General features: G+C 71.5%; 16 protein-coding genes. 8 read left to right on the top strand and 8 right to left on the bottom strand.

Annotated features, from left to right (window positions below; translation table 11 throughout):
- A complete protein-coding gene (locus DJ021_RS05360) occupies positions 1–285 on the top strand; it encodes a hypothetical protein (RefSeq protein ID WP_111456562.1) in 285 nt (94 codons plus the stop codon).
- A 16-nt stretch (positions 286–301) separates the two neighbouring features.
- Here DJ021_RS05360 and DJ021_RS05355 read toward each other — a convergent pair whose 3' ends face one another.
- From DJ021_RS05355 to fsa, 3 genes are read right to left on the bottom strand one after another with little or no spacing between them, the layout of a single operon-like run.
- Positions 302–1228 carry a tyrosine recombinase XerC gene (locus DJ021_RS05355; protein ID WP_111456561.1) on the bottom strand — a complete coding sequence of 309 codons (927 nt, stop codon included), beginning with the start codon at positions 1226–1228 and terminating at the stop codon, positions 302–304.
- Entirely contained in the window at positions 1213–1896 is a 684-nt protein-coding gene (locus DJ021_RS05350) for a DUF484 family protein (RefSeq protein WP_111456560.1), read from the bottom strand. Before DJ021_RS05350 ends, DJ021_RS05355 begins: the two co-directional genes overlap by 16 nt.
- Before the next feature lie 17 nt (positions 1897–1913).
- Positions 1914–2567: a fructose-6-phosphate aldolase gene (gene fsa, locus DJ021_RS05345; protein ID WP_111456559.1), complete on the bottom strand. Its 654-nt coding sequence runs from the start codon at positions 2565–2567 to the stop codon at positions 1914–1916.
- Between the two features lie 66 nt (positions 2568–2633).
- On the opposite strand from fsa, the gene DJ021_RS05340 reads away from it, so the two are divergent.
- A complete protein-coding gene (locus tag DJ021_RS05340) occupies positions 2634–4796 on the top strand; it encodes a primosomal protein N' (RefSeq protein WP_111456558.1) in 2163 nt (720 codons plus the stop codon).
- A 7-nt stretch (positions 4797–4803) separates the two neighbouring features.
- On the opposite strand, the gene DJ021_RS05335 is transcribed toward DJ021_RS05340, so the two are convergent.
- Both DJ021_RS05335 and DJ021_RS05330 read right to left on the bottom strand, forming a co-directional pair.
- Positions 4804–6639, bottom strand: a complete 1836-nt coding sequence (locus DJ021_RS05335) for a hypothetical protein (protein WP_111456557.1) — start codon at positions 6637–6639, stop codon at positions 4804–4806.
- 75 nt (positions 6640–6714) lie between these two features.
- Positions 6715–7515, bottom strand: coding sequence for a TerC family protein (locus tag DJ021_RS05330; protein WP_111456556.1), 801 nt, complete (start codon positions 7513–7515; stop codon positions 6715–6717).
- Between the two features lie 492 nt (positions 7516–8007).
- On the opposite strand from DJ021_RS05330, the gene DJ021_RS05325 reads away from it, so the two are divergent.
- The 3 genes from DJ021_RS05325 to DJ021_RS05315 all read left to right on the top strand — a co-directional run bounded on the left by DJ021_RS05325 (position 8008) and on the right by DJ021_RS05315 (position 10992).
- On the top strand, positions 8008–8691 hold the full coding sequence (locus DJ021_RS05325; RefSeq protein ID WP_111456555.1) for a CHAP domain-containing protein: 684 nt from the start codon (positions 8008–8010) through the stop codon (positions 8689–8691).
- 59 nt (positions 8692–8750) lie between these two features.
- Positions 8751–9704 (top strand): magnesium transporter CorA family protein, encoded by a 954-nt coding sequence (locus DJ021_RS05320; protein ID WP_111456554.1) that lies wholly within the window; start codon positions 8751–8753, stop codon positions 9702–9704.
- Positions 9705–9777: 73 nt separating this feature from the next.
- Positions 9778–10992, top strand: coding sequence for a pentapeptide repeat-containing protein (locus tag DJ021_RS05315; RefSeq protein ID WP_111456553.1), 1215 nt, complete (start codon positions 9778–9780; stop codon positions 10990–10992).
- 2 nt (positions 10993–10994) lie between these two features.
- On the opposite strand, the gene DJ021_RS05310 is transcribed toward DJ021_RS05315, so the two are convergent.
- Positions 10995–11426 carry a DUF488 domain-containing protein gene (locus DJ021_RS05310; protein WP_111456552.1) on the bottom strand — a complete coding sequence of 144 codons (432 nt, stop codon included), beginning with the start codon at positions 11424–11426 and terminating at the stop codon, positions 10995–10997.
- Between the two features lie 52 nt (positions 11427–11478).
- Between DJ021_RS05310 and DJ021_RS05305 the strand changes: the two genes are divergently transcribed.
- Positions 11479–12354: an alpha/beta fold hydrolase gene (locus tag DJ021_RS05305; protein ID WP_111456551.1), complete on the top strand. Its 876-nt coding sequence runs from the start codon at positions 11479–11481 to the stop codon at positions 12352–12354.
- Here the strand turns inward: DJ021_RS05305 and DJ021_RS05300 are convergent.
- Together DJ021_RS05300 and DJ021_RS05295 are read right to left on the bottom strand one after the other, a co-directional pair.
- Positions 12332–13243, bottom strand: a complete 912-nt coding sequence (locus DJ021_RS05300; protein ID WP_279386485.1) for a thioesterase family protein — start codon at positions 13241–13243, stop codon at positions 12332–12334. The genes DJ021_RS05305 and DJ021_RS05300 overlap by 23 nt on opposite strands.
- Before the next feature lie 53 nt (positions 13244–13296).
- Entirely contained in the window at positions 13297–13593 is a 297-nt protein-coding gene (locus DJ021_RS05295) for a hypothetical protein (RefSeq protein ID WP_111456550.1), read from the bottom strand.
- A 139-nt stretch (positions 13594–13732) separates the two neighbouring features.
- Here DJ021_RS05295 and DJ021_RS05290 point away from each other — a divergent pair, with 139 nt between their 5' ends.
- Both DJ021_RS05290 and DJ021_RS05285 read left to right on the top strand, forming a co-directional pair.
- Entirely contained in the window at positions 13733–14551 is an 819-nt protein-coding gene (locus tag DJ021_RS05290; RefSeq protein WP_111456549.1) for a cytochrome b/b6 domain-containing protein, read from the top strand.
- Positions 14548–15321: a molybdopterin-binding protein gene (locus DJ021_RS05285; protein ID WP_111456548.1), complete on the top strand. Its 774-nt coding sequence runs from the start codon at positions 14548–14550 to the stop codon at positions 15319–15321. The genes DJ021_RS05290 and DJ021_RS05285 overlap by 4 nt, the downstream gene beginning before the upstream one ends.
- The last annotated feature ends 85 nt before the right edge of the window (positions 15322–15406 follow it).

The following is a 15406-nucleotide window of genomic DNA, read 5'->3' as shown; positions in this document are numbered from 1 at the left end:
ATGATCGCCCTTCTGTTCGTCGCCGGAACCCTAGCGCTCCCTAATCATCTGCCCTTCGGCCCCTCCGCGTCGGACCGCTGCCCCGGCCAGGGCAAGATGATGACGTCCTCGCCTGAAAATCCGTACGGGCCGACGCCGGCCCTGCTGCTGCGTCCCCAGGATCGCGCGAAGGTGAGGTTCCGACGCCTCGGCGAGCTACCGAAGGCCAACTACGAAATCGCCGTCATGCGCACGGTCGATGGCTGCGCCCGTCCAGTGGTGGTGCGCTACGCCGTCGGGCCCTGAGGCTCGCCAGCCGCCCTCAGGCGTGCGGATGGGCCTTGGCGTAGGCGGTGAGCAGCGCCGCGGCGTCCACCTGGGTGTAGCGCTGGGTGGTCGACAGCGAGGCGTGGCCGAGCAGCTCCTGGATCGAGCGCAGGTCGGCGCCGGCCCCGAGCAAGTGGGTGGCGAAGGAGTGGCGCAGGGCATGCGGCGTGGCGCTGGCCGGCAGGCCCAGCCGGCTCCTCAGACCCTGCACGGTCGCCTGCACGTGGCGGGGACTTAGCGGTCCGCCGCGCTTGGCGCGGAACAGCGGCGCGTCGGGCGCCAGGGCGAACGGCGCCTGGGCCAGATAGACGTCCACCGCCTCGCGCACCGCCGGCAACACCGGCACGATACGGGTCTTGGAGCCCTTGCCGGTGATCCGCAGCGACTCGCCCAGCGGCGCGTCGGCGCGCTTCAGCGACAGGCCCTCGGAGATCCGCAGGCCGCAGCCGTAGAGCAGGGTCAGCACCGCCTGGTCGCGGGCCACCTCCCAGTCCTCGCGCTCGGGATCGAAGGCCGGCTCGGCGATCAGGCCGCGGGCCTGGTCCTCGGTGACCGGCCGCGGCGCGCCCGGCTTCACGCGGGGGCCGCGGACCAGGTCGATGGCGGCGTTGGGGGCGTCGAGGCGGCGGTCCAGGAAGCGGTGGAAGGTGCGGATCGCCGACAGCGCCTGCGACAGCGAGCGCGGCGACAGCGGATGGTCGCCGGCGCGCAGGTGGGCCAGCCAGGCCCGCAGCTCGCCGGCGGTGACCTCGGCCAGGCCCTGCACGGTCAGGTTCTCGGCGCGATGCTGTTCGAGGAAGGCGACGTAGCGGCCGGCGGCGAAGCCGTAGGCCTCCAGGGTCCGTGGCGAGACGCGGCGTTCGTTGGCCAGGTGCTCCAGCCAGCGCGCCCGCGCCTCCTGGGCGGTCAGAGAACCGGCCATCGCTCCGCCGTGCGCTCCACCACGCGGGCCAGGAAGGCCACCAGCTCGGAGCCCATGTCGGGGGTGAAGCCCTCCGGATCGACGGAGCCGAAGGCCAGCAGGCCCTGCCGCGCCGGCTCCCAGATCGCCATGCGGACCATGGCCATGGAGCGGATGGTTTCGCCGCGCTCGCCGAACAGGCCGAGCGCCGTGGGCGCGAACCCCATGCGGGCCAGCCGCTGCGGGCCGTCGAGGATCATGTCGACCTGGCCCTCCACCAGCATCTTCCAGCCGGCCGGGACGCGCTCGGCGCTCTCCAGGGCGATGACGCCGGCGGCGAGGCCGAAGCGGTGCTGCGCCAGGTCGTCGACGCGGCGGGCGAGGTCGGCGTGGTTGCGGGCGTCCAGCAGGTCGACCACCGCGCCGTGGGTCTGGGCCTGGGCGGAGAAGTTGGCGCGCGCGGTCTCTTCGACCTGCTGGCGCTGGGTGGCCTCGCGCTGGTGGGCGGCATGCACGCGGGCCATCACCGCCGGCCCGAAGTCGACCACGTTGCCGGCGGCCACCTTCAGGCCCAGCTCGTCGAGCAGGCCGTGGTCGTCGCGCAGGAATTCCGGATTGTCGGCCAGGAAGCGGCGAACCGCCGCGGGCTCCAGAGGCGCGCCTTCGATCCCGCCCTGCGACCCGTCCATGTGCGCTCCCGTTTACCCTATAGGATGGACTGGCCCGTCTTCGCCCAGTCGCTCATGAACTGTTCAAGACCCTTCTCGGTTAACGGGTGCTTGAAGAGATCGGCGAAAACCGTGGGCGGAATGGTCGCGCAATCGGCGCCGGCCAGGGCCGCGGCGGTCACGTGGGCCGGGTTGCGGATCGAGGCGGCGAGGATTTCGGTGTCGAAGTCGTAGTTGTCGTAGATCGCCCGGATCTCGACGATCAGGTCCATGCCCTCGGCGCCATAGTCGTCCAGGCGGCCGATGAACGGACTGATGTAGGTCGCGCCGGCCTTGGCGGCCAGCAGAGCCTGGGCGGCGGAGAAGCACAGGGTGACGTTGGTGGCGATGCCCTCGTGGGCGAACTCGCGGGTGGCGATCAGGCCGTCGCGGGTCAGCGGCACCTTCACGACGACGTTCGGCGCGATGCTGGCCAGCTTGCGGCCCTCGTCCAGCATGCCGGCGGTGTCCATGGCCGCGACCTCGGCGCTCACCGGGCCCTCGACGGCGGCGCAGATCTCGGCGATGACCTGCAGCATGGGCCGGCCGGACTTGGCGATCAGCGTCGGATTGGTGGTGACGCCGTCCACCAGGCCGGTGGCGGCCAGGTCCTTGAGGACGGCTACGTCGGTGGTGTCGAGGAAAAGCTGCATCGATCGGACCTTCAGGCTGCTGCAGCCGCTTGTAGCCGCTGTGCGGGAAAGCGCAAAAGCCCAGCGATGAGCCGTATCGCTTCCGTCCTCCTGCCCATGCCGCTGCCCGAGGCCTTCGACTACGCCGAGCCGGAGGGGATGGACCTCGACGTCGGCGACCAGGTGGCCGCGCCGCTGGGCCCGCGGCTGCTGCGCGGCGTGGTGGTGGGCCTGCGCGAAGGCGCCGGCGGCAACCGGGCGCTGAAGGCGCTGGACAGCCGGCTGGACGAGCCGCGGCTGCCGGCCAACACCCTGGAATTCGTGCAGTGGGCGGCGCGCTACGCCGTCGACGCCCCCGGCCAGCCGCTGGCCATCGCGCTGCGCGGCGCCCGCGCGCCGAGGCCGAAGCCCGTGCGGGTGGTGGAAGTCACCGGCGCGCAGCCGGCGCGGCCGACCCCGGCGCGGACCCGGGTGCTGCAGGCGGTCGCCGAGGCCGCGCTGGCGCCGCCCGACCTGGCGCGCGCCGCCGGCGTCTCGTCCGGGGTGGTGAAGGGGCTGATCGACGAGGGCGTGCTGAGCGTCCGGTCCGTGGACCCGGTCGCCCGGTTCGAGGAGCCCGACCTGTCGCGGCAAGGCTCGACGCTCAACGCCAGCCAGGCCGCCGCCGCGGCGGCGCTGGTCGGGATGATGGGCGAGGGCGGCTTCAACGTCGCCCTGCTGGACGGCGTCACTGGCTCGGGCAAGACCGAGGTCTACCTGGAGGCCGCCGCCGCCGCGCTGGCCGCCGACCCCACCGCCCAGGTGTTGATCCTGCTGCCGGAGATCGCGCTCACCCAGGCGGTGATCGGCCGGGTGACGCAGCGGTTCGGGGCCGCGCCCGGCGAATGGCACTCCGACGTCGCCCCGCCGGCCCGCAGGCGGGTCTGGGAGGCGGTGGCCAACAGCCGCTGCCGGATCGTGGTCGGCGCCCGCTCGGCGCTGTTCCTGCCGTTCCCCAACCTCAAGCTGATCGTCGTCGACGAGGAGCACGACGGCTCGTTCAAACAGGAAGAAGGCTTCATCTACCAGGCCCGCGACCTGGCGGTGGTGCGCGGCAAGATCGAGGAGGCGGCCGTCGTGCTGGCCTCCGCCACGCCGTCGCTGGAGACCCTGCGCAACGCCGAGACCGGCCGTTATCGCTGGCTGCGGCTGTCGGCGCGGCACGGCACGGCGCAGTTGCCGGACATCGAGCTCGTCGACCTGCGCGCCACGCCGCCGGAGCCCGGTCGCTGGCTGTCGCCGCCGCTGGTGGCGGCCATGCGCGAGACCTATGCGCGCGGCGAGCAGACCCTGCTGTTCCTCAACCGCCGCGGCTACGCCCCGCTGGTGCTCTGCCGGGCCTGCGGCGAGCGTATGACCGCGCCGGACACCGACTCCTGGCTGGTGGAGCACCGCTATTCCGGCCGCTTGGTCTGCCACCTCACCGGCTTCTCGATGCTGAAGCCGGCGGCCTGTCCGCACTGCGGGGCGAAGGACAGCCTGGTCTCCATCGGCCCCGGCGTGGAGCGGGTGGAAGAGGAGGCCCGCGGCCTGTTCCCCGAGGCGCGGGTCTCGGTGTTCTCCTCCGACACCATGTTCGACGCCCGCGAGGCGCGCCGGCTGGTGGAGGCCATGGCCGACGGCGAGATCGACATCCTGGTCGCCACCCAGGCCGCGGCCAAGGGCCACAACTTCCCGAAGCTCACCCTGGTGGGGGTGGTGGACGCCGACCTCGGCCTGCGCGGCGGCGACCTGCGCGCCGCGGAGCGGACCTACCAGCTGCTGGCCCAGGCCACCGGCCGGGCGGGCCGCCACGACCGCTCGGGCCATGCGCTGTTGCAGACCTACGCGCCCGAGCATGCGGTGATGCAGGCGCTGAAGGCCCAGGACCGCGACGCCTTCGTGGCCGCGGAAATGGCGGAGCGGGAGCTCGCCGGCCTGCCGCCGTTCGGCCGGCTGGCGGCGGTGATCGCCTCGGGGACCGACCCGGCGCAACTGGACGCCTTCATGCGCGCCATGGCCGAAGCCGCCCCCAACGCCGGCGGGGTGGAGGTCTACGGGCCGGCGGACGCGCCGCTGGGCCTGATCCGCGGCCGGCGGCGCAAGCGCTTCCTGGTGCGGGCCGACCGCGGCGTCGACCTGTCGGCCTACATGGCCACCTGGCGGGCGCGGGTGAAGCCGCCGAACTCGGTGCGCGTGGCCATCGACATCGACCCCTACAGCTTCCTCTGAAGTCGCGTCAGGCCGGCAGGTTCTGCACCTGGACCGCGGTCATGGCGTTAAGCTGCACCGCGCTCATGGCGGCGATGGAGGTGGTGGTCAGGGCCATGATCTGAGCCACGGTCAGCGACGGGATCTGGGTCGGGGTGAACGCCGCCACCTGGTCGGTGGCGAGCGCCGAGATCACGGTCGTGGCGAGCGCGCCGACCTGGGCGTTGGTCAGGCCGGCGATCTGGGTGGCGCTGAAGCGGTTGAAGTCGGCGGGGCCGAGGACGCCGATCTGCAGGGTGTTCAGCCCCTTGAGCTGGGTGCTCGAAAAGGCGCCGATCCGGGTGGCGTCCATGGCCAGCAGGTTGGTGGTCGAGAGGGCGCCCACCTGGGCGGCGGTGAAGGTCGACAGCTGGGTGTTGGTCAGCTTGCCGAAGTCGGTGACGCTGAGGCCGCCGATCTGCGCGGCGGTGAACCCCTGGGTCGGCAGGATGGCGATCTGGGTGGCGGTCAGCGTCGAGAAGCCGACGGGCGGCAGCCCGGCGAGCTGGCTGGTCGACAGCATCATGAGCTGGATGTTGGTCATCGCCCCGAGCGCGGCGGTCGACAGCGCCGCCACCTGGGTGGTCGAGAAGGCGGCGATCTGGCTCAGCGCGAACTCGCCGATGTCCGTGGCGGTCAGGCTGTGGGCCTGGAAGGCGGACATCCCGCGCACCTGGGTGGTGCTGAGGCTGCGGACCAGGGTGGAGTCCATCCACGAGAAGCCGGCGGCGGAGAGCGCGCCCACCTGACCGGCCGTCAGCATGTCGAGCTGGGTGCTGCTGAACCGGCCGAGGTCGGTGGTGCTGAGCGCCCCCAGCTGGAGGGCGCTCAGGCCCTGGATCTTGGTCGAGGTCAGGGCGCCGATCTGGGTGTCGCTCAGGCCTTCGAGGTTGGTCACCGACAGGCCGCCGAACTGCGTCGCCGTCAGCGCGTCCACCTGGTCGCTGCTGAACTTGGCGAAGGCGGTGGCGTCGAGGCCGCCGAGCTGGGCGGGCCCGAGGCCGGCCAGCTGGGTTGAGCTCAGGGCCTGGATCTGCCCGGTGTCCAGGGCGCCCAGGTTGGAGGCGGACAGCGCCCCCAGCTGGGTGGAGGAGAAGGCGGCGATCTGGTCCGGCGTGAAGTCGGCGAAGTCGGTGGTGCTGAGCGCCGCCAGCTGGACGGCGACCAGGCCCTTCAGCTGGGTGGTGGTCAGCGACGCGACCTGGCTGCCGTCGAGGCTGGCGAGGGCCGTCGTCGACAGGCCTGAGATCTGGGTGGAGGACAGCGCCGCCATCTGGGTCGGCGAGAGGTGGTTCACCTCCGTCGCCGTCAGGCTCGCGACCTGGGTGACGGCCAGGGCGCCGATCTGGGTGGCGGCGAACTCCGCGATGTCGGTGGTCGACAGCCCGGCGATCTGGGCGGTGGTGAGCCCACGCATGGCGGTGGTGGTGAGGCCGGCGATCTGGCTGGACGCCAGGGCCGAGAAGTTGGTCACCGTCAGGGCGCCCACCTGGCTGGAGCCCAGGGCGCCCAGGCGGGTGCTGTCCAGCGCCCCGAACTGGGCGCCGGTGAAGGCGTTCAGCTGGCTGCCGTTGAGCGCCATCAGCTGGTCGGTGCTGAACAGGATCGCGGCGTTGAGGTGCGGGATCTGGGTCGCCGTCAGCCCGCGGGCCTGCGCGCCCGACAGCGCCGCGATCTGGGTGGTGGAAAGGCTCTCCACCCCGGTGTTGGTGAGCGCGGCCACCTGGGTGGAGGCCAGCTGCGACATCTGGGTCGTGGTCAGCGCCGCGACCCGCGCATCGCGCAGGTTCGCGATCTGCGCGGTCGAGAGATAGTTGATGGGCATCAACGCCTCGCCAGGCGGGTGATTCGCCGTCCGGGAGGCTAAGGGGCGTCGCGCCTGCGCACAACCAGGGCGCGCTTAGTGGAGGGTCCGCCCGCCCTCGCGCTTCTTGCCGCCGCGCCTTGCCGCCATGTTCAGGCCCTCGACCAGGCCGGAGAAGGCCATCGCCGCATAGATGTAGCCCTTGGGCACGTGAACGCCGAAGGCGTCGGCGATCAGGGTCGCGCCGATCATCAGCAGGAAGCCCAGGGCCAGCATCACGACGCTGGGATTGTTGTTGATGAAGTTGGCCAGCGGCGAGGCCGCCACCAGCATCAGGGCGACGGCGATGATCACCGCGGCCATCATGATCGGCAGGTGCTCGGTCATGCCCACCGCCGTCAGGATGGAGTCGATCGAGAAGACGATGTCGAGCGCCAGGATCTGCACGATCGCCGCCGCGAACCCCAGGCTCTTGCCGCCGCCGCGCTTGTCGAGCAGGTCGTCGCTCTCGTGCGGATCGACGGTGTGGTGGATCTCGGTGGTGGCCTTCCAGACCAGGAACAGGCCGCCGGCCAGCAGGATGATGTCGCGCCAGGAGAAGCCGAGGTCGACCACGGGGTGACCGTCGGCGCCCACCGGGACAGCGAACGGCAGGGTGAAGACCGGCTGGGTCAGGCCGACGATGAAGGCCAGGGTGGAGAGCAGCGCCAGGCGCATGATCAGCGCCAGGCTGATGCCGATCCGCCGGGTCCGCGCGCGGCTCGCCTCGGGCAGCTTGTTGGACAGGATCGAGATGAAGACCAGGTTGTCGATCCCGAGGACCACTTCCATCACCACCAGGGTGATCAAGGCGATCCAGGCCTCGGGGCTGACGATCAGCGCGGCGAGGGTTTGCATCTGTTGGCGGTCTCCGTTGCGGGCAAGCTTTCTAACCCATCGGCGCCCAACGACTAGCCGGAAGCGGCGCCGTCTGACTTATCCACAGCATCGGCGGCGCTCTCGCGTTTTTGTGAACCGGCCGCGCCGAGGCCGCCGAGCACTTGCTCAAGGCGGGCCGAACAGAGGCGAGCTCTTGTTTCAGATCGTTTCGCCGGCGTGATCGCAAGTCTCTGCGGCGGCCATCGGCGTATTCGCGGGTGACAATTTGGACAGAAAGCAGCTTAACAACGGGCGGCCGGGCGCCCGCCCCCGCATAGGAATCTTGTCCGGGCCCGCTCGATTGGCGGTCTGTTCTTGAAATCTGAAGGTCAGGGGCGACTATTCGGCGATGGGGCGACGCGCGGATGCGCGATAACGGCCGCGGACAGCCGGTCCTGCGGCGTAAACGCTCTTTTCACTCGAATGGTCTTAGGGTTAGCTTTTCCGCAGTTGCGTCGGGAGTGCCCTAACATGCTCAAACGGACGAGGACCCTGCTGGGTTCCCTAGCCGTCGCGGCCGTTATGAGCCTCGCGCCCACCGCGGGCGCCATGGCCGACACCTATTGGCAATGCGTGCCGTTCGCGCGCCTGGTGTCCGGCATCCAGATCTTCGGCGACGCCTACACCTGGTGGAAGCAGGCCGTCGGCCGCTACGACACCGGCTTCCAGCCGAAGGCCGGCGCGGTGCTCTGCTTCAAGCCCACCGAACGCATGAAGCTCGGCCACGTGGCCGTCGTCAGCCAGGTGCTCACCGACCGCATCGTCCAGATCACCCACGCCAACTGGTCGCCCATCGAGGGCTCGCGCGGCAAGGTGGAGAAGGACGTGACCCTGGTCGACGTCTCCCCGGCCGGCGACTGGAGCCAGGTGAAGGTCTGGTACGACCCCAGCCGCGACCTCGGCGGGTCCACCTATCCGACCTACGGCTTCATCTATCCCGACGCCAATGCGCGGGTGCTGGCCTCCACCGGCATCTCCAAGGCGGAGAACACCGTGGTCGCGGTGGCCCAGTCGGCCGCCAACCAGATGGCCGCCGCCATGCGGCCCGGGGCCGGCGCGCTGCAGATGCTGAGCCAGGCCGCCGACTCCAGCGACCGCATCGGCGCCCTGATCGCCGCCGCCACCCGCGGCGACTCGAACAACAGCGGCAACTGATCGCCCGATTGACGGCTTAGGCGGGGAACCTCCACAAGGGGGCTCCGGAGGCCGTTCGCATGCTCAACCTGCTCCGGCGCGGTGCGCCCGGTTTCGAGACCCAGTCGCCCGCCGCCGCCTGGGCGCCGCCGCCCGACACCATCTGGATCGACCTGAAGTCCCCGACCCGCGACGAAGAGCTCGCGGTCGAGCGCGCGCTCGGCGTCGAGCTGCCGACGCCCGAGGAGATGGCGCAGCTCGAACCCTCCAGCCGGCTCTACCAGGACAACGGCGCGACCTTCATGACCGCGACGCTGCTGGCCCGCAGCGCCGAGGGACCGACCACGGCGCCGGTCACCTTCGTGCTGGTCAAGGGCCTGCTGGTGACCATCCGCTACGAGGAGCTGCGCGCCTTCACCGTCTTCGCCGAGCGCGCGCCCCAGGCCGAGGCCGGCAGCGGCACGGCGGCCCTGCTGGGCCTGCTGGACGCCATCGTCGAGCGGCTGGCCGAAATCCTTGAGGAGACCGCCGAGGGCGTCGAGACCGCCTCGAAGACCATCTTCCGCCAGCGGGCCCAGGACGGCGGCTACCAGCCGCTGCTCGCCGAGCTGGCCCGCGCCCAGTCGGTGACCTCCACCACCCGCACCAGCCTGGTCAGCCTCGCCCGGCTGCTGAGCTTCGCGGCGCTGGCCCGCGAGATCGCCGCCGATCCGGAGTGCGGCGCCCACCTGAAGTCGCTGCAGAGCGACGTGCAGTCGCTCACCGAGCACGCCAGCTTCCAGTCGACGCACATCTCCTTCCTGCTCGACGCGGCGCTGGGCCTGATCAACATCGAGCAGAACGGCATCATCAAGATCTTCTCGGTGATGGCGGTGATCTTCATGCCGCCGACCCTGGTGGCGTCGGTCTACGGGATGAACTTCCACCACATGCCGGAGCTCAGCTGGACGTTCGGATATCCGATGGCGCTTTGCGTGATGGTGGCCTCGGCCCTGCTGCCGGTGCTGTGGTTCAAGCACCGCGGCTGGTTCTGATCGGAAGTATTGCGGGCGCCGCAACCGTTCCTTAAGCGCGCCGGGCGCAGGTTGGCGACGAACAAGGCCCGCCATGTCGTCTCAAGCCCAGCAACACCATACGTCGCTCGACGCCCAGACCCTGCGCGAGGCCGTGGACGCGCACCAGCGCTACCTGGCCGGCCGCTCGGGCGGCCGTCGCCTGTGCCTGACCTACGCCGACCTTTCCAACTGCTCGCTGGAAGGCGTCGACCTGCGCGAAGCCGACCTCGCCGGCGCCAAGCTGTCCGGCGCCATGCTGGCCGGCGCCAACCTGTCCCGTGCGATCCTGTTCGGCGCCGACCTGCGCGAAGCCGACATGCGCCGGGTGAACCTCAAGCGCGCCGACCTGCGCGGCGCCTGCCTGCGCGGCGCCAACCTCGCCTGCGCGGAGATGGCCGGCTGCGACCTGCGCGAGGGCCGCATCGCCCTGCAGGACAAGCTCGACGGCTTCCGCGTGCTGCGGCACGAACACCGGCCAGGCGAGCTCAACTACGCCATCCTGTCCGGCGCCAACCTGACCGGCGCCCAGCTCAGCGGCATGGTGGCGACCGCCAGCGACTTCACCGACGCGGTGCTGGCCGGCGCCATGCTGGCCGGCGCGCGCCTGACCCGCGCCGTGCTCGACGGCGCCGATTTCTCCGGCGCGGACCTGGGCGGCGCGGATCTCACCGGCGCCTCGATGAAGCGCACCGTGCTGGCCGGGGTGAACCTCGAGCACACCCGGCTCGACGACGTAGACCTCACCGACGTGCTGCGCGCGCCGCCGCCGCTGTTCTATGTGGACGACCGGCCGCTGGGCGAGATCCTCGCCGAGCACGAGAGCTATTGCGACTCCGACGGCGTCCGCGGCGCGGTGATGAACCTGCCGGGCGTCGACTTCCGGCCGCTGCACAGCCTCAAGGGCCGCCGGCTCACCGGGCTGATCGCGCCGCAGTCGATCTTCTTCGGCCTGGAGATGCAGGGCGTGCAGCTGCAGGGCGCGGACCTCAGCGGCTGTGACCTGCGCGGGGCCAACCTGAAGGACGCCGACCTGCGCGGCGCCAAGCTCACCGACGCCCAGCTCGCCCGGGCCGACATGCGCGGCGCCCAGCTCGGGCCGCTGATGATCTCCGAAGGCCGCTACGTGCGCACCGACTTCACCCGCGCCAGCCTGCGCAACACCGACCTGCGCGGCGCCTACGCCACCCGCGCCCGCTTCCTGGAAGCCGACCTCAGCCAGACCCGCCTCACCGGCTGCGACATGACCGGCGCGGAGCTGGAGGTCTAGGCCTAGAGGTTCTCGATCTCGCAGCCGATCGACGCGCAGATCCGGTCGGCGACGATCGAGCGGTGGCAGCCCTTGGGATCGGCCTCGTAGCAGAGCAGGGCGGCCTTGCGGTCGCCGGCGATCTCGGCGGCGCGGGCGAGTTCGACCTGGGCGGCGGGCTCGGCCAGGTGATCCTCGAAGATGGCCCGCATCTCGGCGACGTGGCCCTTGCGGGCGGCGTCACGGCCGGGCTTCGGCGTCCCCAGCTGGCGCAGGTGGACGTATTCGATGCCCGCCTCGGCCAGGCTGGCGGCCAGCAGGCTCTTGGAGAACCCCGCCCGGCGCGAGGCGGCCACGGCGCGCACGTCGATCAGCACCTTCACCCCGGCCGCCTTCAGCCGGCCGATCACCGCGTCCTGGGTCTCGCTCTCGTAGCGGATGGTCGCCAGCTTCATGTCTTCTCCTGGGGTTATCGACGGTTATATGGAAACCGGTCGGAGGGATTTCATGGACGCCAAGGTCGACTACGAGCCGCGCCTGCGGACGGTTCCGCTGCCGAGCCGCGGCGGCGCGATGGCGGTCCTCGACTTCGGCCCGGAGCATCGGCCGGTCGACATCGTCTTCTCCCACGCCAACGGCTTCAACGCCCGCACCTACCGCTCGATCCTCAAGCCGCTGGCCGCAGGGCTGCGGATCCTGGCCATCGACCTGCGCGGCCACGGCGCGACGACGCTGCCGACGGTGATCGAGGGTCGCGAGGGCTGGAACCAGTTCCGCGACGACCTGCTGGCCTTCCTGGCGGCGGCGACCGAGGGCCCGGTGGTGCTGGCCGGCCATTCCATGGGCGGCACCGCCAGCCTGCTGGCGGCCGCGGCGGCGCCGGAGCGGGTCCGCGCGCTCGCCCTGTTCGACCCGGTGATCTTCGACACGACGATGGCGCGCGACGCCGGCGAGTCGCCGCTGGTGCAGGGCGCGCTGCGCCGCCGGGCGAGCTTTCCCGACCGGCAGGCGGCGCTGGAGGCCTACCGCGGCCGCGGCGCCTTCCGGACCTGGAGCGAAGAGCAGCTGGCGGACTATGTGGCGGCGGGCTTCAAAGACACCGCCGACGGCCAGGTGACGCTGGCCTGCGCGCCGGACTGGGAGGCGTCCAACTTCCGCACCCACAACTACGACCCCTGGGCGGCGTTCGCGCAAAGCCGCTGCCCGATCCGCGTTCTGCAGGCGGAGATCGCCTCGACGGCGCGGCTGGAGGATCGCCTGGAGGCGCTTACCGCCGACGGCCGGGTCATCGTCGAGACCGTGCCGGGGACCTCGCACTTCCTGCCGATGGAGCGCCCCGACCTAGTGCGTGCGGCGCTGACTAGAGCGACAGCCCCTCGATAGCCTCGGCGTTGACCGCCGCCAGCGCCTCGTCCGACAGGGCGATGATCTTGCGGGTCTCGAGGTCGAAGGAGACCGCGATCGCTTCGGCGGCGCCCCAGGGCCGGCCGGTGGCGGGGTCGAGCAGCCAGTGCACCAGCTTGCGGAACCGGGCGTCGCCGCCGGCCGAGCCGGAGCGCAGCGCCACCCGGTCGCCGGCCCGCGGCCAGGCGAAGTGCACGAGCCGGTACTCCAGCGCCGCGCCGCCGACCCGGCCGGCCTCGGAGCCGCCCGGCCGCTCGCCGTCGAAGAAGTGCGGGATGCCGTCGGAGATGCGGGCCATCATCAGCTCGGGCCGCATGCGGCCGAAGACGTCGCAGTCGCCGGAGCGCACGACGCCCAGGCCCGTGCGCTTGAGCCCGAGTTCGTCGGCGCGCTCGAGGCCGGCGCGGGTCACCACAGGATCGAGGCCGATGCTGCGGGGCGCCGCCTGCGGCGGGACCTCGACGGCCAGCGCCTCGGCGCGGGCCCGCAGCCGGTCGGGCCAGGGGAAGGGCGCGCCGTCACGGGCGGTGGCGTGGGCGACCACGGTCTGGAAGCTGGCGGCGAGCTCGCCGGAGGCGTGCCGCATCAACAGCAGCACCCGGGCCTCGACCTCGCCCATCTCCACCACCCCGCCGGTGATGGTCAGCGGTGCGCCGGGCCGGGCCTCGCGCAGGAAGCGGATGTGCTGCTCGCGGACGATCAGCGTCGACTGGGCGTGCGGCGCGAAGGCCTGCGGCATGCCGAGCTCGGCGGCGAAGCCGGCCAGGGCCTCCATGGACTTGGCCACGTAGAAGCCGACGTTCAGGTGGCCCATGGCGTCGCATTCCCAGGTGGCGACGCCGCCTCGCCAGACTTCGACTTCGCTCAAACGCCCGCTCCCCCAAATCCGGCGGGGAGCTTAGGGGCGGCCAGGCCGCGCGCCTAGCGTTTGCCTTCGACCGGGTCGCCGCCGGGGCCGAGCTGGGCTTCGGTCTTCGACACCGGGATGGATCCGTCGCCGGCGCCCTGCCGGGGCGTCGGCGCGTCGGCGGCAGGATCGAAGCTGCGGCGCTCGACGGAATCGGTCTGGCTCACCGACGGGTAGCGCTCGGCTCCGCCCTTGTCCTCTGCGGCGTTCAGCGGCCGGGCGGCGTTCGCCTCGCGGCCGCGGGTCTGGACCTTGTCCTCGGTCGCGGGATGGCCGGCCGGCAAGCCCTGGCCTTCGCGTTCGTCCGCCATGGGAGCCTCCTCTGTTCGTGGGTCGCAGGTGAAGCGCCCGCGGGCCGGCGATGTTCCGTGCGGGCGGCGACGGTCGCCGTCTCGCCTGCGCGGGGCTTGTGTGGCAGACTTCAGGCGGCTTCGGGGGGAGGAGCGCACCATGGGCGACAAGGTGCTGGTCTACCGGCACGCAGGCGTCACCCGCCTGACCCACTGGATCAATGTGCTGGCCGTCAGCCTGCTGCTGATGAGCGGCCTGCAGATCTTCAACGCCCACCCGGCGCTCTACTGGGGGGCCAAGTCGACCTTCGCGACCCCATGGATCTCGATGGACGCCGCGGCGAAGGCGGGCGAGCCGATCGGCGTCACCACCATCGCCGGCCATCGGTTCGAGACCACCGGGGTGCTGGGCTATTCCGGCAAGCCGGGGATGCGCGAGCCGCGCGGCTTCCCGGCCTGGGCGACGGTCCCCAGCTACCGCGACCTGGCCGACGGCCGGCGCTGGCACTTCTTCTTCGCCTGGCTGTTCGTGATCAACGGCTTGGTCTACTGGGCCATGGGCCTGGTCGGGGGCCACCTCCGGCGCGACCTGTTGCCCAGCGGGGCGGACCTGAAGCCGCGCAACGTCTGGCATGAGATCGTCACCCACGCGCAGCTGAAGTTCCCCAAGGGCGAGGCGGCGCGGCGCTACAACGTGCTGCAGAAGCTCAGCTATCTGGGCGTGATCGTGGTGCTGGCGCCGCTGATGCTGGGCACCGGCCTGACCATGTCGCCGGGCGTCGACGCGGCGTTCCCCTGGCTGCTCGACCTGTTCGGCGGCCGGCAGTCGGCGCGCTCGATCCACTTCATCTCGGCGTCGCTGATCGTGCTGTTCGTCATCGTCCACGTGGTGATGGTGGTGGCCTCGGGGACCTGGAACAACATCCGCTCGATGATCACCGGCCGCTACGCCATCGAAGTCGAGAAGGGCGCCGCATGAGCCAGTTCAACCGCCGCGGCTGGATCAAGGGGGCCGGCGCCGGGCTGGCGGGCCTGTGGCTGGCGGCCTGCGACAAGCTCAACGAGAACCCCGCCGCGCTCGGCGTGCTGCGCGGCGCCGAGGGCCTGACCCGCCGCGCCCAGCGCCTGGTCACCGACCGCAAGGCGCTGGCCCGCGAGTTCCCGCCCGCCGCCATATCGGCGGACTTCAAGCCCAACGGCTCGGTGGACCCCGACGACCCCGCCTACCGCGCCCACCTGGCGAACGGCTTCGCGGACTGGCGGCTGGTGATCGACGGCCTGGTGGAGCGGCCGCTGGCGCTGAGCCTGGCGGAGCTGCGCGCCCAGCCGTCGCGGACCCAGATCACCCGCCACGACTGCGTTGAGGGCTGGTCCTCGATCGGCAAGTGGACCGGCGCGCGGCTCGGCCCGCTGCTCGACCAGGCGGGGCTGAAGCCGAACGCCCGCTACATCGTCTTCCACTGCGCCGACAGCCTGGAGCAGACCCTCGACGGCTCGGGCCAGTACTACGAGAGCATCGACCTGATCGACGCCTATCACCCGCAGTCGATCCTGGCCTATGCGATGAACGACCGACCGCTGCCGGTGGCGCACGGCGCCCCGGTCCGCCTGCGGGTCGAGCGCCAGCTGGGCTACAAGCACGCCAAGTACGTCATGCGCCTGGAGGCGGTGGAGGACTTCGCCCACATTGGCCGCGGCAAGGGCGGCTTCTGGGAAGACCGCGGCTACGAGTGGTACGCCGGCATCTGAGCCGCCCGATCACGGAGTGGTGGCCCGCGCGCCTCGTCACCGACGAGGCAAGGGCGTTATGATCTCCTCGCGCAGTTCATGCGCG

This window comes from Phenylobacterium hankyongense (genome assembly GCF_003254505.1).
Taxonomy (GTDB): domain Bacteria; phylum Pseudomonadota; class Alphaproteobacteria; order Caulobacterales; family Caulobacteraceae; genus Phenylobacterium; species Phenylobacterium hankyongense.
Note: the sequence above shows the minus strand (reverse complement) of the source record. Positions and strands in the feature narration are given on the sequence as shown.

What these genes read in the sequence shown, in the direction of transcription:
- DJ021_RS05360 (WP_111456562.1), top strand. Translation starts at nt 1, where the DNA reads ATGATCGCCCTTCTGTTCGTCGCCGGAACCCTAGCGCTCCCTAATCAT.
- DJ021_RS05355 (WP_111456561.1), bottom strand. Translation starts at nt 1,228, where the DNA reads ATGGCCGGTTCTCTGACCGCCCAGGAGGCGCGGGCGCGCTGGCTGGAG.
- DJ021_RS05350 (WP_111456560.1), bottom strand. Translation starts at nt 1,896, where the DNA reads ATGGACGGGTCGCAGGGCGGGATCGAAGGCGCGCCTCTGGAGCCCGCG.
- fsa (WP_111456559.1), bottom strand. Translation starts at nt 2,567, where the DNA reads ATGCAGCTTTTCCTCGACACCACCGACGTAGCCGTCCTCAAGGACCTG.
- DJ021_RS05340 (WP_111456558.1), top strand. Translation starts at nt 2,634, where the DNA reads ATGAGCCGTATCGCTTCCGTCCTCCTGCCCATGCCGCTGCCCGAGGCC.
- DJ021_RS05335 (WP_111456557.1), bottom strand. Translation starts at nt 6,639, where the DNA reads ATGCCCATCAACTATCTCTCGACCGCGCAGATCGCGAACCTGCGCGAT.
- DJ021_RS05330 (WP_111456556.1), bottom strand. Translation starts at nt 7,515, where the DNA reads ATGCAAACCCTCGCCGCGCTGATCGTCAGCCCCGAGGCCTGGATCGCC.
- DJ021_RS05325 (WP_111456555.1), top strand. Translation starts at nt 8,008, where the DNA reads ATGCTCAAACGGACGAGGACCCTGCTGGGTTCCCTAGCCGTCGCGGCC.
- DJ021_RS05320 (WP_111456554.1), top strand. Translation starts at nt 8,751, where the DNA reads ATGCTCAACCTGCTCCGGCGCGGTGCGCCCGGTTTCGAGACCCAGTCG.
- DJ021_RS05315 (WP_111456553.1), top strand. Translation starts at nt 9,778, where the DNA reads ATGTCGTCTCAAGCCCAGCAACACCATACGTCGCTCGACGCCCAGACC.
- DJ021_RS05310 (WP_111456552.1), bottom strand. Translation starts at nt 11,426, where the DNA reads ATGAAGCTGGCGACCATCCGCTACGAGAGCGAGACCCAGGACGCGGTG.
- DJ021_RS05305 (WP_111456551.1), top strand. Translation starts at nt 11,479, where the DNA reads ATGGACGCCAAGGTCGACTACGAGCCGCGCCTGCGGACGGTTCCGCTG.
- DJ021_RS05295 (WP_111456550.1), bottom strand. Translation starts at nt 13,593, where the DNA reads ATGGCGGACGAACGCGAAGGCCAGGGCTTGCCGGCCGGCCATCCCGCG.
- DJ021_RS05290 (WP_111456549.1), top strand. Translation starts at nt 13,733, where the DNA reads ATGGGCGACAAGGTGCTGGTCTACCGGCACGCAGGCGTCACCCGCCTG.
- DJ021_RS05285 (WP_111456548.1), top strand. Translation starts at nt 14,548, where the DNA reads ATGAGCCAGTTCAACCGCCGCGGCTGGATCAAGGGGGCCGGCGCCGGG.